We start from the raw sequence: 19,707 nt of genomic DNA, 5'->3' as shown, positions 1-19,707 counted from the left end.
GCGGTTGAGAGCGGCAAGTAGCGCGACTCCGTAGTAGAGTCCCAACTATTGTTCATGGGTTTCGTCGAACGGCCGTGCCGTTCCTACCCACAGGCATATCACGACCAGGAGCTGGAGGCCGGCGAGCACCAGCATGATCAGTCCTGCGGTGTAGCCCAGTGCTACGAGTTGCGCGCCGAGCAACGGTCCGCTCACCGCCCCGAGCCGCCCGGCGCCGGTCGCCCCGCCGACACCCGCGCCACGGATATCCGCCGGATAAAGCGCGGCGACGAGTCCCCCAAGCGCCATCTGTCCCCCCAGCGTGAGCAGGCCGAGAAAGAACAGGGCGATGAGCAGCGGCGCAACGGCACCGGTGCTGACTGCCGCGGCAACCGCCGCCACGGAGGATATTGCGAAGGTCGCTGTCACCACCTTCCTCGGCGAGGCGTGTCGCATCAGGGCGGCAAGGCCCAGGCCGCCGATGATCGCCCCGGCGTTCAGGGCGATCAGCGTCGCCATCGACGTCTTGAGCGGCAGGCCTGCGCCGGCAAGCAATGTGGGTAGCCAGAGCACCACGAAATAGGTCACCTGGTAGGCCAGCGCGATCCCCAGCCAAAGCGACAGGGTCGCAGAACCATGTCCGCGAGCGAACAACCGACGCATCGAAAGGCTCGTCGATGCGCCGCGGAGGGAAGCGGGCCGGAGCCGCTCCGCGGGCAGGCCAAATGCTATGATCGGCGCCAAGATGACGGGGAGACTGCCGAACAGCAGGAACATCCCGCGCCAGCCGACGCTGTCGGGCAGCAGCACGGCGATGACGGCCGCCAGCAGCGCGCCGAAGGGAACGCCGCTAAATACGATCGCTACGTTGACCGATCGCCTCGCCGGGCTCGACAGGTCCGCCGTCAGCGCCATCACGGTCGCCACCGCCGCCCCCATGCCGATCCCGGCCAGCAGCCGCATGGCCGCCATGAACGGAACCGAGCCGGCCACTGCGAGCAGCAGGGAAAACAGACCCAGCCAGAGCAACGAGAAGACGAGGACCGGCTTGCGCCCGATACGGTCGGACATGGGGGCGATGACCAGGCTGCCGAGCACCATGCCGAGCGGCGCCGCACCCAGCACGAAACCGAGCGCCAGCGGTGGCAATGCCCAATCCCGCACGACCAGCGGCGCCGCAAGGGCCATGGCCTGGGCATCGATCCCGTCGACGGTGGCTGCGAGCCCGCAAAGCGGAATAGCCAGACGGTCCCGCTTCATCGCAGGACAGCTGCACAATGAACGTCTTTCACGGCGATCCTTCCCATCGCGTTTACTCTGCACATGTGCGCGGCGCGCAGCCATGAATGATGGTGCCTTATCCTTTTCTTTACGGCATCGCCCCGGAAGTTTGGGGTAGGAGGCCATCACCATTCGCTATGCCTGGCGCCGATATCGATAGCGAGGAGGAGGACATGGCTGCCATCGATTTGCACATCCGGCAGATCACGCACTTCCTGGCAATCGTCGAGGAAGGCTCGTTCGGCAAGGCTGCCCAGCGCGTCCACCTGACGCAGCCGGCGCTCAGCAAGAGCATCCGGCAACTGGAGGAGCGGCTCCAGGCGCGCCTGATCGACCGGACTCCGCAAGGGGTCACGCCCACCGGTTTCGGCCTGGCCTTCATGGACCATGCGCGGGCCATACGGACCGAGATCTCCCATGCCGTGGCCCAGTTGCGCGAAATGCAGGGACTGCGCACGGGCAGCGTGTCCGTCGGGGTCGGTCCGAGCGTGGCAAGCGGGGTGCTCCCCTATGTGATGGCGCGCATCGTCAGCGCGCATCCGGAGATCACCGTCAATGTCACCGAAGGCCTGTCCGACATCTTGGCCAAGGGGCTGTTGTGCGGCGAGCTGGACTTCGTGATAGGCGCGCGGCTCGACTTCGAAAGCAGCGCCGAGATCAGCAACGAGCCGCTCTACGTGGATCGCTGCGGCATCGTCGCGCGCGCTGGCCATCCGATATTGAACGGCCCCATCCCTTCGATATCGGAGCTGGCGAAGCGATCCTGGATTCTCACCCGGAGACCGGAAACCCTGCGTACCAAGTTCGATGACATCTTCCGCCGGCACGAACTCGACCCGCCGTCGCCGAGCGCCCAGACCAATTCGATCTCCTTCATGCGCGACGCGATCGCGGAAACCGATCTGCTGAGCTTCCTGCCACAGATCATGGTGCTGCGCGAACGGATGGCGGGCCGGCTTACCATCCTCGAACACCCCGATTGCTACTGGGAACGCACGGTTTTCTTCTCGCACCGCAAACGCCGCACGCTCTCGCCGCTCAGCCGGCATTTCGCCAAGACGGTGCGTGCCGTCATCGCGGAACTGGGCATATGAACGGTGCCACAGTCCGGGTCCGGGTCCGTCCGGTCCGCCCCGCGATCAGGCAACCCGACATCAGAATGGAATGGTGAAGCGGACGAAGCCCCGTTCGGAATCGCAGTTGAGCAGGTCGACGCGCTTTTCGGCAATCTTCCATCCCTGATCCGTTCGGCGCAGACGGTGGCGGCAATGGCCCGCGGTGATGCGCTGCTGTTCAAGCCGGTAGTCGACCATCAGCAGTTGCGAGGCCGCGACGAGTTCCGTCGCATCGGCCGTCTCGATCCGAACGTTGGAAACGGCATGCATCGAACGCGGCGCCGGATGCATATTCTCGGTGCTCGGGTGGCGCAGCCGCATGATGCGGACCTGCAGCAAGGCCTTGTCCTCATAATGGATGGAGACGCTCTCCAGCGGCGATACCTGATCCCAGCTTGCGGGAACCCAATAGCGTCCATCCTCGGCGAAAAGGTCAAGCCAGCGCTCGAACTGCTGGCCATCGAGCAAGGCCGCCTCGTGGATCAGAAAAGCCTGGACCGCGGCAAGATCCTCGCCGCCACCCATCATCGGGGCGGGCATCGCCGTCACGTCGCTCATGCTGCGGCCACCATATAGTTCTTCCATGCGAGATGCTGATTTCGCATCACCAGTTCACTCGTCCCGACGGCCTGCAGGCCCGTGGGCGTCCTGACCTCCCGCCCGACTCCTCGCGTGAGGTCGAGCCAGTCCCGGTCGCCCGATGCGAGACCAGCCTGGATGCGTTCGAATACCTCGTGATCGTCGGTCGTGACGATGGACGCCGGAGAGTTCGCCGCGGTCAGGAACGCCACCGCCGCGTGCAGGGCCGCGGGCGGAGCGCCGCGCAGACCGAACACATAGCAATGCTGCTCGGTCCGGTCGGCCGCTGTCGGCTGGAGAACGCGTATCTGCTGCAGCCGTGGGTTGATGAACAGATTGGGATAGACAATCGTGTTGTGGCGATCGAAGGCCAGAATCTCTTCGGTTTTCTCGCGGCCATGTCTGGCGATCAGCGCCTGTTTATAGGCGAGCTGACCTTCGAACTGCATCTGGTCGTCGCTGCCGAACCGCGAATCGTCATCCGGCGCGGCGTCGCTCTCGTCCGCCTTTTGCAAGAAGCCCTTCATATAGCAGTGGCCATTGGCCAGCGCATATTGCCGGACCTCGTCCCACTCCTCGAACGCAAGCCCATTCGACCGGAAGATATCGACGGCGGTCGGCACCGGCTGATCGGGTTCGCTACCTTCCAGAAATTCCCTGGAGACCTGGACCGCATTGGAATGCAGGATCGGCGGATGGACCAGATCGATCGAATTCTCGATCTGGAATTTCCAGTTGGCATTGAACGTCTGGACGAGCTTGCCTTCGCTGATCTCCAGATCGCCGTCGGGCGCGCGATCGACGAAGTTGTCGAAGGCGGCGCGCACGTCATCGCCCAGGAAGTCGAAAAGGCTCTGCCCTTCGGCGGCGAGGCTTCCGAACAGGAAGCCCCGGTAGCCGTCCAGCCGCGCGATCGGCTCCAGCCCCAGATCGCCCATCCGGTCCTTGAAACCCTGTTCATAGCCCTGCCGGTGGGGAACGCCGATCAGGCGGCCGTCGGTGCCGAAGGTCCAGGCATGATAGGGACAGACGAAGCGGGGCGTGTTGCCCTTGCGATCCGCGCAAACCAGCGCGCCGCGGTGCGGGCAGCGATTATGGAAGGCCCTGACCGATCCATCCGAATGGCGGGTGACGATCACATTTTCTCTGCCCAGCAGGGTCACGAAGAAATCGCCGCGCTGCCTTACCTGGCTTTCATGCCCGAGATAGAGCCATGCCTTGCCGAATATCCGGTCCATCTCCAGTGCGAAGATCGCCGGATCGGTATAGACGCGGCGATGCACGCGTGACGGCTCGACCAGCTCCTGCACATTGATTTCACCCATGGGTCCGTTCCTCCACTGGCTGGAGGACTTTTCATAAGGGTCAGACGGGGCAGTGCTCCAAGGTGCGTCGGTCGCGCACCCATGTAATTATTTCATGACCATGACCACCGCTCCGGCCGTTAAGCCTCGTATGCTTTCCGGAGTGCTGAGCATGTCGACACATGTCTTCGAACGAACCCCGACGCGACCGTCGATTGCCTATGACCATCGCGATGGCGATGAAGCGATATTGTTCGTCCATGGACTGGGCGCAGACAGACGGACATGGCGCCGGCAGATGGCTGGCCTCTCGTCCGCCTGCCGACCGTGCGCGCTGGACCTGCGCGGTTATCTCGACAGCGAGGACGGGATTGGCCTGACCATGGACGATTTCGTGACCGACGTTCTGGCGGTGATGGACGCCCTAGGCGTGGAACGGGCCCATCTCGCTGGCCAGTCCATGGGGGGGCTAGTCTTGCAGCATTTGTGGATGCGGGCGCCGGAACGGGTCCGTAGCCTGACGCTCGTCACCACCACGCGCAGCTTGCGCGCCTCGATGACGGATCAGCAGCTCGACGATTTCATCTCGTCCAGGCGTGATCTGCTGGCGACGGGCATTTCGATGGCCGATCTGGCCCGGACGATGGCGGCCGCCGTCGTCGGCCCCGAAGCGGGCGACGACATATTCGCGGAGGTGCGGGACGGCTTTGCCGCGCTCAGGCCGCAATCCTATCTGGCCGCCATGGAGGTGGTGACCCGTTATTGCCCGATCGCCGATCTGGGCAGCATCGACGTGCCGGTACTGGTCGTCAGCGGCCGACATGACCTGCTGACGCCGCCGGCAGCCGGAAAGGCGCTGGCCGCGGCGATCCCCGATGCGCGATATGTCGAGCTGCCCGATGCCGGCCATATGCTGCATCTCGAACGGGCGAGCGCGTTCAACCGGCTGCTCGAGGATTTTCTCGAAGGAAGCGCATAGCGCCCCCGCAGGCCACGCGCCGGGGCGCGTGCTTCGGACACAGCGGTCCGATCGTCCCCGGCAAGCTGCAGTTCAGCCTTTCGGGCAGCTACAGCTATCACAAGCCCTATATCGAGAATATCGTTGCGACCGGCAATGATATCTTCAACGCCAATCGCGGCGGGTTGCGCGGCCAACTCTGCTGGGAGGTCAACGACGTCCTCGAAGTCACGACCAGGGCGGACTGGTCGCAGCAGAAGGAGCATACGCCGAGCTTCTTGGTGCTGCGCGCCGTTCAGCCCGGTCACCAATTCCATCCTGGGGGACTATTCCAAGGTTGACCTGAACATGCCCAACAACGACCATGTCAGGGTCTGGGCGCTTCCGAGGACATCGCACTTCCCCTGAGCGACGCGCTCACCCCTGCCACAGGTCATTGCGGCAAGCGCTGCAGGGGTGAAGTCCCGTATTCTCATCCGAATCTCGGCATGAAAGACGACGAAATCAGTTCACAAACTCGTTCACAAGAGAGGTCTAGATAGGCCTAAATGTGGCCAACCGACACGGTACGGAATTGGGCAAATCTCCGCGTCTCAAGGGCCACGAAACTGGCGAAAATGCGAGGTTTTTGCTGAGATTTGCGATGGTAGCGGAGGAGGGACTTGAACCCCCGACACGCGGATTATGATTCCGAATCCCCGGCCGAATAGCGCGGCGGAAAATCAGCGAAAAACCGCTGATTTCTTAACTTTACTGGATCAGCTGCCTCCAGTCAACGACACAGGATCCGACACAGATCAGGCCTTGAGACGTCCATCATAGAGCCATCGACGCACCTTCGTGGCACTGATGCGCGACGCCTCAGGATGATGGGGGTTGATCAGGACATTGGTTTCTTCGGGCACGATCACCGACGGCACGATCAGTAACAGCGAGCGGTTGCTGCGCGCCCAATCGCTGCCGTACTCGACGCTCGCACGACCCGCCGGCTCAGCATCCCAACCAACTTTGAGAGATGACGCGGTTTGCGTTTCGGCCACCGACCAGAGATCATCCGCGATCCTGACCTCGACGAGATAACGGTTGAGCGGCAGGCCGCCCCCGTTCAGGTGAACGATGGTCTCGAGGCAGGCGAGCGCACGAGTCAGCGACGTGTAGACCATTGGAATGCCAACGGTGTTCCAGCGCCCGCCGGTGATCTCGGCTCCCTTTCCAGAGAGATCGTCCGCCTCATAGTCTTTGGTGTCGGTCGCGATGCGCCAAAGCGATAGACTCACGCATAGGCTCCGCTCTGGATGCGACTGAGCGCCTGGGCGACGAGTGACTGCCCCTCGATCGTATCGAGCAGTTCGATCGGTTTCCTGCCGCCGAACGCGGAAAGTGGCTGCCTGAGCCATTGTGAGAGCCAGGCAGGCGCATCGAAGCCTTCCGGATCGCCAGACTCTTCGACCATCGCCTCAAGCTGGCCAACCAGCTTCGCGATGCCCAGCACTCGCTCGCTTTCCTCAGCCGAAAGAGCCTCGTCGCGCGCAGCTTTCCGGTTTACCGTCGAAGTCTTCAGATTGAGCATCTTCAACAGATAACCCTGCTCGAAGTGCAGATCGCTGATCAGCCGTTTGACCTTGGCCGCCGGAACGCCCTTCCGAATCAGGCGGATACGGTCGTCGGAGGACGCGCGAAATATCTCCCGATATTCGAACGGACTGGCACGCATTCCAAGCTTCTTGCTCGAAGGCTTGACTGCAACGTGGGACATATTTCGCTCCTTTGAGCATTCATATAGCCCAAATGAGCAAGTTCTTCAATAAGCGTAAGCGTCGGCCTGATGCATGACACTCCCTACCAGAGTGCGCGCGAGTCGAGCCACGCTCGGACCTCCTCAAGCTTGAAGCGAGGCTGCCGACTCTGCTTCGCTTCCCCCGTTCCAAAATCATATTCGGTCGGGAAACCATCGGGGCGCCGCTGCCGCAGCCGATCCAAGGATCGACGCGACATGCGGGCGAGTTCCGCGAACTCACTCACGGTGATGAAATCAGAGACAAATCGGCGCGGCGCGGACGACACGTCACCGTCGCTCCTTGCTGCCCCGCGAAAAGCTCCGGTCGCTGGCAAGAAAACCAACGAGCATCGCGGGGATCAGTTCGGCGATGGGCTCGCGCTCTCCGTATGCCGCCTCATAGGCGCTTGCATAGGCCTCGAGCACGGCTTTGAGTTCGGGTGAGATAGTGATGGTGAGCTTGACCGGTGTACGGTCCGGCAGCTTGGGAAGCTTGAGGTTGGCCATCATTACCTCCTCGCTGTTCGCCATGGCCGCGGGAATATGATGTCCTTGTGAACCACCACCCGAAGTGGCCAGCCGGGTCGAACCCGGATCGTCGGCTGAACGGCGAGATTCTTCATGACGATCTGATCGCCGGCGCGTGACGCACTTTGCTGGGTCGACTCGCGCAGCGCACGAACAAGATCGCTCTCATCGCCGAAGCTGAGTTCGGTGCCGACGCCGAGCAAGGTTGAGAGCGCCACTCCCTTCAGGAGCTGCCAACTGTGCAGGTCAACCTCATCGGCCAAGCCGACATAGCCGGCGGTATCGGTCGCCGGCACATTGTCGAGCCGGATCGAGGATCCGTCAGGCAGGATGATCCGCTGCCACACGACCAGGGCGCGCTTCTGCCCGAACGCCACCACCGAGTCATAGGCGCCGATCATCCGCGCTCCTTGCGGGATCAGGAGTATGCGCCCCGTCACCGTGTCATAGACATTCTCGGTCACCTGTGCGGTAACGAGTCCCGGCAGATCGGAGTTGAGCCCGGTGATCAGGCTCGCCGCGATCACCGTGCCCGCGCTCACCACATAAGGCGATGCTGACGGGGTCAGGGCGTGCGGATTGATGTCGCTGGTTTCGTCCTTTTGATTGAGGAAATCGGCCTTGTGCCGCTGGCTACCGGGATCACGATCGGGATCGAGCGCGAGACGCTCACCCGATGTGCCGGCAGTGGCTGGGATCGCCACGGCTGCTTCGCGGGCAGGCGCTGTCCTGCTGGCCCCCGCGATCTGCATCATCACGCCAGATTCGCGGGCGGCTTGGCGCTCGGCAATAATCCGCTGACGCTCGGCTTCGGCGGCTTGTACCGCCTGATCAGTCGTCGCTGACGGCATTGCCTCGCCCAACGACCGCTGATGCTCGAGGATCGGGCGCCCCAGATCGCCGGGAAGTGGCGGTCCTAGCTGTGGTACGTCACCATAGCTTTTGGGCGCATTGGCGATCGCTTCGGGTGGCGCCGACGAACGGCTCTCGGCACGATCGTCGCCCCCGGCAACGATGCGGACGTTCGCGGGCTTCAACGCCATCCAGACGACACCGGCGATCGCGACCGATCCGAGCCCGGTAATCGCGACGATCGCACCGCGCCTGAACTGCATGACGCGACCGGGACGGGCGCGCAGCGCGAACGTTTCGGGATCGAGCTTGTCCTGCACCGCGGCGCTGGCCGAACTCCGCGCATCGGTCATGACGCCCTCCCCTGCCGATGTCGCTCCCGCCGTTCGGGATCGATACGGGTGATGCGGACGATGGACTGCTTCTTGCCGCCGAGACGCAGTTCGGCCGCGCCGAACAGCCGGTCGACCACATAGAAGCGCCCTGACATCCGATAGTTGACCAGCTCGGCATCGCCCGTCGGCCCAAGCACGAACAGCGGCGGCGCCTCGCCTACGGCGATGTTCGGGCCGAACTCGATGAAGGTCTGCCGTCCATCGTCGAACGTGCGCAGCGGCCTCCACGTGGGATTGTCGCCGGTGATCACATAATTGAAATGAAGGCTCTCCACCGTCAACTCCGAGGCGATCGGCGTGGCGGCCCGCGCCTCTGCCTGCTGGCGGATCGCGATCAGATCATCCTGCGGATAGGTCCACGACAGCGACACCATTGCGGTGGCCGAGGTGCTCTCCAGGGCAAGGTGATAGGTCCGGCGATCGGTCGTGATGATCAGGTTGGTCGAAAGTCCGGCCGAGAATGGCTTCACGAGGATATGGGCGCGCTTCTCATCGCCATTACCGCTGGTCGTGTCGCCCACCGTCCAGCGCACCGTATCGCCGGCCGCGACCGAGACGATTGTTTCGCCGGGCTGCAAGGCGATGTCGCTCACGCGCTCCGGCGCGGCGAACAGCCGGTAGAGCACGCCGTCGCTGAACGGATAGACCTGCACGGCGTTCACGAAGGCATGGGCTTCCGGCTCCCGCGTCGCCGTTCGATTGGCGACGCGGACGCGCAGCTCGGCTGAGGATGGCGGGACCCCGCGATGCGGAACAGGCGGAGCCGCGATGGAGACCATGGTTGGCGGGACATCAGGTGCCGGTGCCGACATCACCGGCGCTGTGGGCGGAGATATCGCTGGGCCATTGCTCTGCGCGCCCTGTGAAGGGGTCTGGGTGAAGGCGGAAGTGGCGCCCGCGAATGCGGACATCATTGCAAATGTGTATTTCATGGACGAATCTCCAGTTGGAGCTGCGCGGGCTGGCCAAGATTGGGATCGAGCGGCGAGCCGAGCGGGATATTGGCGGGTTGAGCTGGCCCGCTCGGCGACGGCGCCGGCCGCGGCCGGTCGGCAGGCGCATCGAGCTCGCGGCTCCAGTCGAGCGCATCGACGTAGAGCCCGAGCGGGTTCCTCCTCAGTCTGTCGGCGTCCTTCGGCGGCTTCAGCTTGACGGTCAGGATCGCGGTCCAGCGAGAGCTTCCCGCCGCCGCCCCGCGCTCGAACCTGTTTTCCGTCCATTTGACCTGAAAGGAGGTGGGCGATGCGCGCACCACGCTCGTCACCTGTACCGAGACGGTCGTGTCGCCCACATCGGCGAAGGGATTGGCGGACCGTGCATAGTCGCTGAGGAAGATGCTCCCGCGTGGCGACGCGAAATCATAGGCTTCCAGCCAATTGGCGCGCATCAGCACCGGGTCGAGCGAGCGCGAGCGGATGTCGGTGATGAACCGGCCGAGGAACCACGCGATCTGCGGATCGGTGGGCCTAAAATCCTTTGTCGCCGGCGCGACCGCCAGTGCCTGGCCCAGGCTATCGACCTCGACCACATAGGGCACGACGCGGCTCTGCATCGATTGCCAGACCAACGCGCCGGAAAGTCCGGTGGTGAGGAACAGCCCGCCGAATGCCATCAGCCGCCAGTTCTTCGCCTGGACGCGAGCCGAACCGATCCGTTCGTCCCAAAGCTGACCGGCCCGCTGATAGGGCGTCTCGGGTTCGGGTGTTCGCCCATAGCGTTGGACGGCACGCTTGAATCGCATGGGATTAGTCCTTTTCCTTGATATCGGGCGTGGCGCTGGCGCCCCCACGCTCCCCCTGATGGAGCGCATGGATCGCCATCTGGCGATGGTGACGCGCGGTCTGCGTGGATTGGAGCTGCTGTGCCCAGACGGGCGCCTCGTCGGGTTCGGTGCCGCTTTCCGTGGAAGCGCCGACGGCCCCAGCCGGCGTGGTGCTGCCGGCCTGCCATGCCATCTGCTCGCCACGCTCGGCGGCGGCCTGGATGCCGCTCGTCATGCCGGCGGCCCGCTGTGCGGCAGCACCACGAACGGCGGTGGCGATGCCGCCGAGGCCCGCACCGACGGATGCCGAGCCGGACGTTTCCTGGCCCAGCTGCCATGCGGTCGATGCCGCCGATCCGATCGTCGTGCCAGCCCGGATCGCGCCGAGACCGGCGGCGGTCAGGCCGCGCGTAGCGGCCACGCCCGCACCGCCTGCAATGGCGAACCCGCCGGCGGCGAGCGCAGTGGTCGCGACTGCCGAGCCGGCGCCGAGCTGAGGGGCGCCAGCGACGAGCCCCGACGCGATCGAGGGGCCAAAGACGCCAAGCCCGAACAATGCGAGACTCGCGAGCACCAGGCTCATCGCCTGCGCGACGTCGGGTTCCTGGCCTTGCAAGGCGACGGAAAACTCGGCGAAGAAATTGGCGCCGATGCCGACGATGACGGCGAGCACCATGACCTTGATGCCGGAGGTCACGACCGAGCCCAGCACGCGTTCGGCGAGGAAACTGGTCCGGCCCCACAATGCGAAGGGCACGAGGATGAAACCGGCGAGGCTCGTCAACTTGAACTCGATTATGGTCACGAACATCTGCACGGCGAGAATGAAGAAGGCCGCGATGACGATCACCCAGGCGATCAGCAGCACGATGATCGTGAGGAAATTGTCGAAGAAAGTCGTGAAGCCGGTCAGCTTGGATATCTGCTGAAGCAGCGGCCAGGCCGCCGAGAAACCGGTGCCAGCGAGCCGTCCCGGCTTGAGAAGGTCGTCGGCCGACAGCGAGCCGCCGCCGACGGTGAGCCCTGCCTGCGCAAACGACTTGAAGATGATGTCGGCCAGTGTCGAGAAGCTGTTGAGGATCAGCGCGAACGCGCCGATGTAGAGGATCTTCTTGACGAAGCGCCCGAGAACATCGTCCTCGCCGCCCATCGCCCAGAACAGGCCGGCGAGCGTGATGTCGATCCCGATCAGCGTGGCGGTCAGGAAATGGACGTCACCACCCAGCAGGCCGAACCCCGCATCGATATAGCGGATGAATGCCTGGCAGAAACGATCGATGACGTTGAGGTTATCCACGAGCCTTGTTCCTGATCGGGCGTAGGGTGCCGCGGGGCCTCCGGGGGAGCGGGCAGAGACCCCGCGGGCTGCGGCCGCGGCTGGGGAGAAGGCGAGCCGCGGCCGGTCTCGCTATTGCGGGGTGTAAGCGTGGCCGGTGCCGAGGAACCGCTTGGTCGTTGCCTGCGCGTCGGTCTGAGCCTGTGTCCGCCGCGCGGCCTCCATCGTCTCGGCGCGATATTGCGCGGCCATCAGGTTCTGGATCTGGAACTGCTGCTTGGCGGTGAGAGCGAGAAGCTGGTTGGTGGCCTGCTGCGCCGCCAGCGCGCCCTCGGCCCCTTGGCTGCGCGTAGCCAGGACTTCCAGGGTGCGCGCGTCGGAGGCGACATTTGCGACCACCTGGGACTGCACACTCATCGTCTGTCGGTAGGCCGCCATCGCCATGTCGAGCCGGTTGCGGGCAGCCATCACCTGCGCGTCCGCTGTGAGCGCGGTGTCGAGATCGTTGGGATAAAGCTGGCGGAACTGCTGGTCGAGACCATTCAAGCGGAAGCTGATCCCCCGCGCCCGGCCCATCAGCATATCGATCTGCTGGATGGTCTGGCGCAACGCGTCGAGTTCGGGAAAGTCCACCCGGCCAAGATTCCTCGCCTGGTTGCGCAACATGTCGGCTTCGTTCTGCAGCGACTGGATCTGGTTGTTGATCTGGGCCAATGTGCGCGCGGCAGTCAGCAGGTTCTGCGCGTAGTTGCTCGCATCGAACACCGGGATCGCGGCGGCAGGCGATGCCCGCAATCCGACGATGCTCACGGCAGTTGCCGTGAGGAGACGGCAGACAGCAACAGACATAAGTCTGGTCTTCATGGGACAACTCCTTCGTCCAAGGCTTGGGAAGGGGGAAAGCGCGCGATGAGATCGGCGGCCCATTCGAGGCCGGCCGCGCGCAGAAACCGGGCGGCAAAGTCATCGGCACCATGTTCGGCGAGAATCGCATCGATACGCTGCTGGCTTGCCGGATCGGAAGCACCACACAGGGCGAGCGCGATCGGCCCGAGCCCCAGTTCAAACAAGCGGTTCCCGGCCGCCGATTGCAGATAATAATGCCGCTTGGGCGTGGCGCGGCTGATCAGCTCGATCTGCCGCGCATTGAGGCCGAAGCGCACATAGGCGGCCCGGCTCTGCGGCTCGATCGCCCGATCGTTCGGAAGGAATATCCGTTGCGGACAGCTCTCGATGATGGCGGGCGCTACGCCCGAGTCCGCGATATCCGCGAGGCTCTGCGTGGCGAACACGACAGCGACATTGCGTTTGCGCAGCACCTTCAGCCATTCGCGGATGCGGGCCGCAAACAATGGATGGTCGAGGAACACCCAGGCTTCATCGAGAATGAGCAGCGTCGGGCGGCCGGTGAAGCGTTCCTCGAGCCGGTGGAACAGATAGGTGAGCACGGGTGCCACCACGCCCGCCTGCCCCATCAACGCCTCGGTCTCGAAGCATTGCAGGTCGGCCATTGCGAGATCGTCTTCGGCGGCATCGAGCAGTCGGCCGAATGGTCCTTCCAGCGTATAGGGCGCGAGTGCCGATCGCAGCGGCGCCGATTGCAACAACAACGACAGACCGGTCAGTGTGCGCTCTTCGACCGGCGCGGTCGCGAGACTGGTGAGCGCCGACCAGACGGCTTCCTTGACGTCCGGCGTCACCAGCACCTTCTCATGGGCAAGCAGGGCGCCGATCCACTCGGCGGCCCACGCGCGCTCGTCGACGCGATCGATGTGCCGAAGCGGCTGAAAGGCGACCGCCCTGCCGCCCGTATGGGCGTGGCCGTCCTCTTCGCCGCCAAGCCCGAGCGCATGGTGCGCGCCGCCCATCGCCAGCACCGCGGCGCGAGCGGAAAAGCCCTTGTCGAAAATATAAACCTGGCTGGCCGGGTAACGTCTGAACTGAAGCGCCAGCAGCGCGAGCAGCACCGATTTGCCCGCTCCGGTCGGTCCCACGATGAGCGCATGGCCGACATCGCCGACATGGGTGCTGTATCGGAATGGCGTCGATCCGCTCGTTTCCGCATGGAAGAGCGGCGGACCGTCGAGATGGGCATTGCATGACGGTCCCGCCCACACGCTCGATAGCGGCATCAGATGCGCGAGATTGAGCGTGTGGACGAGCGGTTGACGGACGTTCGCATATGTCTGGCCGGGCAAGCTCGAAAGCCATGCCTCCACCGCGTTCACACCCTCGCGGATGCAGGTGAAGCCGAGCCCGTTGATAATCCGTTCGACCGCACGCACCTTGTCCTCGACGCGGCCGCGATCCTGATCCGATACGATGATCGTCGTGGTCAGATAGCCGAACGCGACATGATCCTGCCCGAGCGCCTGCAGCGCTAGATCGGCGTCCGCCATCTTGTTGTCGGCATCGCTGTCGAGAAGCTGGGTCGGCTGGTTGTAGATGACCTCGCGCAGCAGCGCGGTGATCGACTTCCTCTTGTTGAACCATTGGCGGCGCAATCGGGTCAGCGCCTTGGTCGCTTGCGTTCTGTCGAGCGCGATGAAGCGCGTGACCCAACGATAGCCGAAATCCTGATGATTGAGCGCGTCGAGGATTCCAGGATGACTGAGGTTCGGGAAACCGAGAATGGTGAGCGTGCGCAGATGCTCGCTCCCCAGCACCGGCTCGAGCCCGCCAGTCAGCGGCGTGTCGACCAGTAGGCCATCGAGATACATGGGCGTGTCCGGTACCGCGACGGCGTGCCGCCGCGTCGAGATGGTGCCGTGCAGGAAGGTCAGCGTTTCGGCATCGTCGAGCGCGCGGATCTCGGGCATGAAACCGGCGAACAGGTCGAGCGCGCGATCGGTCTCGGCGACGAACTGGCCGAGCGCTTGATGCCAGTCGCGGCCTTGTCGGCCGTCGCCGCGTTCGAGCAGCGCGCGCCCAGCCGTATCTTGCTGATCGGGTCTGGTCAGGAAGGTGAGCGTCAGATGATAGTGGCTCTCGAAATGCTGGCCCGCACTCTCGAACCCCGCGCCGCGCTCCTCGTCGACCAGCCAGGAGGCGGCGTCGGGGAAACGGCTCTTCGGATAGCCTTGGCTTCCGCGCCTTTCCGCCTCGATATGGAGTGCCCAGCCCGAACCGAAGCGCTTCAGGACATTGTTGGCCCGCGCGCAGGCCGAGACCAGTTCGGCTTCGGTCGCACTGTCGAGATCGGGACCGCGAAACCCGAATGTACGCTGGAAGCTGCCATCCTTGTTCAGCACCACACCGGGCGCGACCAGCGCCGCCCACGGCAGATGATCCGCAAGCCGGTCGGCGCGGCCGCGATATTCGCGCAGGGCTAACATGCGAGATGTCCCTTCTGCCGAAGATGCCGGACAAGCACGGGCGCGAAGTCGGGATCGCGCCTGGCTGCGAATACCGCGAGGCTATGGCCCAAGGCCCAGACCGCTATGCCGGCGATCCATTGCTGAAGGCCGAGACCGAGCGCGGCCGCGACCGTGCCGTTGACGATCGCGATCATGCGGGGCGCGCCAGCGAGCAGGATGGGTTCCACCAGCGAGCGGTGGATCGGCGCCTCGAAACCTTCGACATGATGTCCGCCACCGATCATGCGATCAGCGCCCCGCCCGCGAAACTGAAGAAACTGAGGAAGAAGGAGCTCGCCGCAAAGGCGATGCTGAGGCCGAAGATGATCTGGATGAGCCGCCGGAAACCGCCAGCGGTCTCCCCGAATGCGAGTGTCAGGCCGGTCGAGATGATGATGATCACCGCGATGATCTTGGCAACTGGTCCTTGTACCGATTCCAGCACCAGCTGAAACGGCTCCTCCCAGGGCATGCCCGATCCCGCCGCACGGGCGCGGCCGGCAAGCATGAAACCGAAACCGACCATGGCGCCGATCAGGAAGATCGACCGGCGCGAGAGGATATGGCCAAGCATCATGGCTGATCTCCTTCGAAAACAGGGCGTCCCGGGGCCAGCGGAAGAACCGCGTAACCACCATCGGGATCGAGGCCGGCGACGCGCATGACCGTGTCGACACGGCGTGCAAGACCTCGTCCGGAAATGAACACAATCATGTCGATCGCCTCGGCGATCAGCCGGCGCGGCACCGTGACGACGATTTCCTGGACGAGCTGCTCGAGCCGGTAGAGCGCGGCAGGCCCTGAGTTGGCATGGACCGTGGCGATGCCGCCGGGGTGGCCGGTGTTCCACGCCTTGAGCATGTCGAGGGCTTCCTTGCCCCGGACTTCGCCGACAATGATCCGGTCAGGCCGCAGCCGGAGCGTCGAACGGACAAGATCGGCCATGCTGACGCTGCCGGTCCGGGTGCGGAGCGCCACGACGTCGGGTGCTGCGCATTGCAGCTCGCGCGTGTCCTCGATCAGGATCACCCGCTCGTCCAGATGTGCCATTTCGACGAGCAGCGCATTGGCGAGCGTCGTCTTGCCCGAACTGGTGCCGCCCGCGATCAGGATGTTCTTGCGCTCGACCACCGCCAGACTGAGCAGCCGGGCGGTCTCGGCCGGCATGATGCCATCAGTCACATAGTCGAGCAGTGTATAGATCTTCGCCGCTGGTTTGCGGATCGAGAAGCACGGCGCGAGACTGACCGGCGGCAGGATGCCCTCGAACCTCTCTCCCGCCCCTTCGCCATGGGGCGGCAATTCGGCGGAGACGATCGGCGCGACGGCATGGACCTCGGTGCGGGCATGGCTGGCGACCAGTCGGATGATTCGCTCCACCTGCGCCGCTTCGAGGCGAATTTCGGTATCGACCCGCCCCTCGCCCAGAAGGTCGACGCGTAGCGCGCCGTCCGGGTTGACCATGATCTCGATGACGTTCGCGTCCGAAAGAGCCGCTGTAATCGCCGGCCCCATTGCGCTGCGCAGCATGGCGCGGCGGCGTTCCGCGGAGAGCGCCTGGCTCATGGCCGCGCCTCGGCACTGGCGTCCAGCGTGCGCTTGCCGCCGGCGATCTGGCGGCCGAGCTGGGTGATGAAGCGCTCGAACCGTTCATTGCCGATGGCGAGCGCCGCCGTATCGGCCTCGGGCAGCGGCGCGGTGACGGTGAGCTGGTAGCGAACGAACAGCGCCAACGCCTCGAACATGACCTCGATGTCTCGACGGCAGGCTCCGATCTCGCGCGATATCCGGTCGAGCCGGACCTTCAGCAAGTCGTCGATGTCCTTGCTCGCCCGACGGGCCAGCCAGGTGCCGAGTGCCTCGTTGACGATCCGCGACTTGTTGCCGCCCGGCCGGATCGCGAGTGCTTCAAGCGTGTCGCTCAGTTCGCGGTCGATATAGAGATTCTGTCGGATCTTCATGGCTCAGAACCCCGGCAGCAGGTCATGACCGCGACCTTGGTTCATGGCATCGGCACGGATCAGCGAGGTCCGCACACGGTCCATCACCCGCTGATCAGCGGAGGCGTCAGGCTCATCGCGATCGAGATCGAGCAGCTCGAGCTGCTTAGGGGCCTCGGCTTTCGTCGTCTTTTCTTCGAGACCGGGATGCCGCTGCTGCTGGAGGCCATCTTCGTCATCGATTGCGCCCGCTCCGTCCACGCCTGCGGCAAGCCGATCGTCTGGCGCGCGAACCATGCCGTTCCAGTCGTCGGGGCGGCCCTGCGGCCGGTCGGCATAGGCGCCGGATAGGAGCTGCGGCGGCGAAGCCAGCCGCTCGCGGAAATTGCGGTCCTCATAGTAGCGCAGCTTCTTCGCCCGGATCGGCGCCATGCCCGAGACGAGCACCAGCTCATCGGCTGGCGGAAGCTGCATGACCTCGCCCTGCGTCAGCAGCGGCCGCGCGGTCTCCTGGCGGCTGACCATGACGTGCGCCAACCAAGGCGCGAGCCGGTGGCCGGCATAGTTGCGCATCGCACGTTGCTCGGTGGCGATGCCGAGCGCGTCGGAGATACGCCGCGCCGTCCGCTCGTCGTTGGTCGCAAAGGCGACGCGGACGTGGCAGTTATCGAGGATCGAATTATGCTCGCCATAAGCCTTCTCGATCTGGTTGAGAGACTGCGCGATCAGGAAGGCGCGAACGCCATATCCGGCCATGAAGGCAAGGCTGGTCTCGAAGAAATCGAGCCGGCCCAATGCCGGGAACTCGTCCAGCATCATCAGCAGCTTATGCTTGCGGTCGCTGGCGGAGGCGGCGTCCAGCTTTTCGGTGAGGCGGCGACCGATCTGATTGAGCACCAGGCGCACGAGCGGCTTGGTGCGGCTGATGTCGGATGGTGGAATGACTAGATAAAGCGAGACCGGCCGCGGCGCCTCGACCAGATCGGCGATCCGCCAGTCACAGCGCGACGTGACGTCCGCGACGGTCGGGTCGCGATAGAGGCCGAGGAACGACATGGCCGTCGAAAGCACCCCCGAGCGCTCGTTGGGCGACTTGTTGAGGGCCTCGCGCGCGGCCGATGCCACGACAGGATGGACCATCGGCGCATCCTTCGTGCCGAGATGGTTGGTGGTCATCATCCGGCGCAGCGTCGCGGCGAACGGGCGCTGCGGATCCGAGAGGAAGGCGGCGACACGCGCGAGGGTCTTTTCCTCCTCGGCATAGAGAACATGGAGAATCGCGCCGACCAGCAGTGAGTGAGAGGTTTTCTCCCAATGGTTGCGGCGTTCGAGCGCGCCTTCGGGATCTACCAGGATGTCCGCGATGTTCTGGACGTCGCGAACCTCGTGCTCGCCCTTCCTGACCTCGAGTAGCGGATTATATTTGGCGGAGCGGGGATCCGTCGGATTGAACAACAGGACGTGGGAAAAGCGCGAGCGCCAGCCGGCGGTGAGCTGCCAGTTCTCGCCCTTGATGTCGTGGATGACCGCCGAGCCGATCCAGCTCAGCAGTGTCGGGACGACAAGGCCTACCCCCTTGCCCGAGCGGGTCGGGGCGAATGCCATGACATGCTCGGGGCCGTCATGGCGTAGATAGTTCCCGCGAAACCGACCGAGGAATATGCCCGCATCCTTGAGAAGGCCGGCATGTTCGATCTCACGGGTACTGGCCCAGCGCGCCGAACCATAGGTGATGACGTGGCGCGACTGTCGCGCACGCCACAGCGATCCGGCAATAGCCGCCCCGCACCCGATGAATCCACTGGCACCCGCTAATGCGCCCGCCCGGTCGAAGACGTGCGGCGCATAGGCGTCGTAGTGATACCACCAGGGAAAGATGGCCCACGGCCGATAGACCGGCGTGTGAAACAGCATGAACCAGGCCGATCCAAGCTGTGGCTGGTAGCCGAGCATCGCGGCCGCCCATTGGGTCGCGGCCCAGACGCCCGCGATGACGATCGCGAGCACCACGAGAATCTGGCCTATCAGCAGCTTGGTCGGGGTCACATTCTGGCTCCGGGAAGGACGGTTCGTCCTGACCGAATGAGAATCTCACTTTGAGTATTCAGGCGTTAGCGTTTGGCTGCCGACGGTAACCGCATTTCTGCCGACACGACGGCATTCAGACGCACATTCGGATGTGCGGCACTTGATTGACGAACACTCCTGAGTCGTTTTTTTGCGGTGTTTGGTGAGCTGTCAGAACTCGAAACGCATGATTCCGCTTAAGGCACTGCCCAAGACGTCGGACGATCCAGACCGCCGAGTTCTGACAACCAATGGGGTCAGAGCGGACTTCACCACTGGATCAGTGTATGACTGCTATCGGGCCGCGAGCAGCCAGTCCGGTTCAGAAAGAAAAATTTGGAAAGCTGACATTCGGACTAAGGTCTGTGGGGATTCATCGTGAGTTGATGACGGCGGCGGCGAGGTAGATCATAGCCTCGAAGCTGCGGTCTGTTTTGCAGGTGTGGACTGCCCGCGATGATTGGTCCGGTTGCATGATTAGCTGATCCGCATTTCCGATGCCAGCCTGGGCGGGAGGCGCAGCGCAGCGGAGCCGAGC

19 protein-coding genes are annotated in these 19,707 nt (G+C 64.1%); 2 read left to right on the top strand and 17 right to left on the bottom strand.

What is annotated here, in order from left to right; translation table 11 throughout:
• Positions 1-45: 45 nt before the first annotated feature.
• Positions 46-1,239: an MFS transporter gene (locus tag B5X82_RS15705; RefSeq protein WP_176152582.1), complete on the bottom strand. Its 1,194-nt coding sequence runs from the start codon at positions 1,237-1,239 to the stop codon at positions 46-48.
• A gap of 194 nt (positions 1,240-1,433) precedes the next feature.
• Here B5X82_RS15705 and B5X82_RS15695 point away from each other — a divergent pair, with 194 nt between their 5' ends.
• Positions 1,434-2,354 carry a LysR family transcriptional regulator gene (locus tag B5X82_RS15695; RefSeq protein WP_176152581.1) on the top strand — a complete coding sequence of 307 codons (921 nt, stop codon included), beginning with the start codon at positions 1,434-1,436 and terminating at the stop codon, positions 2,352-2,354.
• Positions 2,355-2,414: 60 nt separating this feature from the next.
• Here the strand turns inward: B5X82_RS15695 and B5X82_RS15690 are convergent, their stop codons facing one another.
• Complete coding sequence (locus tag B5X82_RS15690) at positions 2,415-2,903, bottom strand: aromatic-ring-hydroxylating dioxygenase subunit beta (RefSeq protein WP_176152580.1); 489 nt, start codon at positions 2,901-2,903, stop codon at positions 2,415-2,417.
• 26 nt (positions 2,904-2,929) lie between these two features.
• A complete protein-coding gene (locus B5X82_RS15685; RefSeq protein ID WP_079649119.1) occupies positions 2,930-4,279 on the bottom strand; it encodes an aromatic ring-hydroxylating oxygenase subunit alpha in 1,350 nt (449 codons plus the stop codon).
• 94 nt (positions 4,280-4,373) lie between these two features.
• Here B5X82_RS15685 and B5X82_RS15680 point away from each other — a divergent pair, with 94 nt between their 5' ends.
• Positions 4,374-5,237, top strand: a complete 864-nt coding sequence (locus B5X82_RS15680; protein ID WP_079649117.1) for an alpha/beta fold hydrolase — start codon at positions 4,374-4,376, stop codon at positions 5,235-5,237.
• Between the two features lie 776 nt (positions 5,238-6,013).
• On the opposite strand, the gene B5X82_RS15675 is transcribed toward B5X82_RS15680, so the two are convergent.
• The 14 genes from B5X82_RS15675 to B5X82_RS15610 all read right to left on the bottom strand — a co-directional run bounded on the left by B5X82_RS15675 (position 6,014) and on the right by B5X82_RS15610 (position 19,148).
• Positions 6,014-6,493, bottom strand: coding sequence for an RES family NAD+ phosphorylase (locus B5X82_RS15675; protein WP_079649116.1), 480 nt, complete (start codon positions 6,491-6,493; stop codon positions 6,014-6,016).
• Positions 6,490-6,972 carry a type II RES/Xre toxin-antitoxin system antitoxin gene (gene parS, locus B5X82_RS15670; protein WP_079649114.1) on the bottom strand — a complete coding sequence of 161 codons (483 nt, stop codon included), beginning with the start codon at positions 6,970-6,972 and terminating at the stop codon, positions 6,490-6,492. The genes B5X82_RS15675 and parS overlap by 4 nt, the downstream gene beginning before the upstream one ends.
• Positions 6,973-7,281: 309 nt before the next feature.
• Positions 7,282-7,500 carry a DUF2274 domain-containing protein gene (locus tag B5X82_RS15665; protein WP_079649113.1) on the bottom strand — a complete coding sequence of 73 codons (219 nt, stop codon included), beginning with the start codon at positions 7,498-7,500 and terminating at the stop codon, positions 7,282-7,284.
• Positions 7,501-7,502: 2 nt separating this feature from the next.
• On the bottom strand, positions 7,503-8,726 hold the full coding sequence (locus B5X82_RS15660) for a TrbI/VirB10 family protein (RefSeq protein ID WP_079649112.1): 1,224 nt from the start codon (positions 8,724-8,726) through the stop codon (positions 7,503-7,505).
• The gene (gene trbG, locus B5X82_RS15655) at positions 8,723-9,430 is read right to left on the bottom strand and encodes a P-type conjugative transfer protein TrbG (protein ID WP_446692750.1); all 708 of its coding nucleotides are present in this window, start codon (positions 9,428-9,430) and stop codon (positions 8,723-8,725) included. The genes B5X82_RS15660 and trbG overlap by 4 nt, the downstream gene beginning before the upstream one ends.
• Before the next feature lie 266 nt (positions 9,431-9,696).
• Positions 9,697-10,509 carry a conjugal transfer protein TrbF gene (gene trbF / locus B5X82_RS15650; RefSeq protein ID WP_079649110.1) on the bottom strand — a complete coding sequence of 271 codons (813 nt, stop codon included), beginning with the start codon at positions 10,507-10,509 and terminating at the stop codon, positions 9,697-9,699.
• Between the two features lie 4 nt (positions 10,510-10,513).
• Positions 10,514-11,827: a P-type conjugative transfer protein TrbL gene (trbL, locus tag B5X82_RS15645; RefSeq protein WP_079649109.1), complete on the bottom strand. Its 1,314-nt coding sequence runs from the start codon at positions 11,825-11,827 to the stop codon at positions 10,514-10,516.
• Between the two features lie 111 nt (positions 11,828-11,938).
• Positions 11,939-12,670 (bottom strand): P-type conjugative transfer protein TrbJ, encoded by a 732-nt coding sequence (gene trbJ, locus B5X82_RS15640; RefSeq protein ID WP_079649108.1) that lies wholly within the window; start codon positions 12,668-12,670, stop codon positions 11,939-11,941.
• Entirely contained in the window at positions 12,667-15,141 is a 2,475-nt protein-coding gene (trbE, locus tag B5X82_RS15635; RefSeq protein ID WP_079649107.1) for a conjugal transfer protein TrbE, read from the bottom strand. Before trbE ends, trbJ begins: the two co-directional genes overlap by 4 nt.
• Complete coding sequence (locus tag B5X82_RS15630) at positions 15,135-15,407, bottom strand: VirB3 family type IV secretion system protein (RefSeq protein ID WP_079649106.1); 273 nt, start codon at positions 15,405-15,407, stop codon at positions 15,135-15,137. Before B5X82_RS15630 ends, trbE begins: the two co-directional genes overlap by 7 nt.
• Positions 15,404-15,736: a TrbC/VirB2 family protein gene (locus tag B5X82_RS15625; RefSeq protein WP_139385126.1), complete on the bottom strand. Its 333-nt coding sequence runs from the start codon at positions 15,734-15,736 to the stop codon at positions 15,404-15,406. The genes B5X82_RS15630 and B5X82_RS15625 overlap by 4 nt, the downstream gene beginning before the upstream one ends.
• Positions 15,736-16,728 carry a P-type conjugative transfer ATPase TrbB gene (gene trbB, locus B5X82_RS15620; RefSeq protein WP_079649104.1) on the bottom strand — a complete coding sequence of 331 codons (993 nt, stop codon included), beginning with the start codon at positions 16,726-16,728 and terminating at the stop codon, positions 15,736-15,738. The genes B5X82_RS15625 and trbB overlap by 1 nt, the downstream gene beginning before the upstream one ends.
• Positions 16,725-17,123 carry a CopG family transcriptional regulator gene (locus B5X82_RS15615; RefSeq protein ID WP_079649103.1) on the bottom strand — a complete coding sequence of 133 codons (399 nt, stop codon included), beginning with the start codon at positions 17,121-17,123 and terminating at the stop codon, positions 16,725-16,727. The genes trbB and B5X82_RS15615 overlap by 4 nt, the downstream gene beginning before the upstream one ends.
• A gap of 3 nt (positions 17,124-17,126) precedes the next feature.
• Entirely contained in the window at positions 17,127-19,148 is a 2,022-nt protein-coding gene (locus tag B5X82_RS15610) for a conjugal transfer protein TraG (protein ID WP_079649102.1), read from the bottom strand.
• Positions 19,149-19,707 lie beyond the last annotated feature (559 nt).

The organism is Rhizorhabdus histidinilytica (assembly GCF_900167915.1).
Taxonomy (GTDB): Bacteria; Pseudomonadota; Alphaproteobacteria; order Sphingomonadales; family Sphingomonadaceae; genus Rhizorhabdus; species Rhizorhabdus histidinilytica.
Note: the sequence above shows the minus strand (reverse complement) of the source record. Positions and strands in the feature narration are given on the sequence as shown.

Bases quoted from the DNA above. Each gene is read 5' to 3' on its own strand.
- B5X82_RS15680 (WP_079649117.1), top strand. From the start codon at position 4,374: ATGACCATGACCACCGCTCCGGCCGTTAAGCCTCGTATGCTTTCCGGA.
- B5X82_RS15685 (WP_079649119.1), bottom strand. From the start codon at position 4,279: ATGGGTGAAATCAATGTGCAGGAGCTGGTCGAGCCGTCACGCGTGCAT.
- B5X82_RS15705 (WP_176152582.1), bottom strand. From the start codon at position 1,239: ATGAAGCGGGACCGTCTGGCTATTCCGCTTTGCGGGCTCGCAGCCACC.
- trbF (WP_079649110.1), bottom strand. From the start codon at position 10,509: ATGCGATTCAAGCGTGCCGTCCAACGCTATGGGCGAACACCCGAACCC.
- trbB (WP_079649104.1), bottom strand. From the start codon at position 16,728: ATGAGCCAGGCGCTCTCCGCGGAACGCCGCCGCGCCATGCTGCGCAGC.
- parS (WP_079649114.1), bottom strand. From the start codon at position 6,972: ATGTCCCACGTTGCAGTCAAGCCTTCGAGCAAGAAGCTTGGAATGCGT.
- trbJ (WP_079649108.1), bottom strand. From the start codon at position 12,670: ATGAAGACCAGACTTATGTCTGTTGCTGTCTGCCGTCTCCTCACGGCA.
- B5X82_RS15665 (WP_079649113.1), bottom strand. From the start codon at position 7,500: ATGGCCAACCTCAAGCTTCCCAAGCTGCCGGACCGTACACCGGTCAAG.
- B5X82_RS15660 (WP_079649112.1), bottom strand. From the start codon at position 8,726: ATGACCGATGCGCGGAGTTCGGCCAGCGCCGCGGTGCAGGACAAGCTC.
- B5X82_RS15630 (WP_079649106.1), bottom strand. From the start codon at position 15,407: ATGATCGGTGGCGGACATCATGTCGAAGGTTTCGAGGCGCCGATCCAC.
- trbE (WP_079649107.1), bottom strand. From the start codon at position 15,141: ATGTTAGCCCTGCGCGAATATCGCGGCCGCGCCGACCGGCTTGCGGAT.
- B5X82_RS15615 (WP_079649103.1), bottom strand. From the start codon at position 17,123: ATGAAGATCCGACAGAATCTCTATATCGACCGCGAACTGAGCGACACG.
- B5X82_RS15695 (WP_176152581.1), top strand. From the start codon at position 1,434: ATGGCTGCCATCGATTTGCACATCCGGCAGATCACGCACTTCCTGGCA.
- B5X82_RS15690 (WP_176152580.1), bottom strand. From the start codon at position 2,903: ATGATGGGTGGCGGCGAGGATCTTGCCGCGGTCCAGGCTTTTCTGATC.
- B5X82_RS15625 (WP_139385126.1), bottom strand. From the start codon at position 15,736: ATGCTTGGCCATATCCTCTCGCGCCGGTCGATCTTCCTGATCGGCGCC.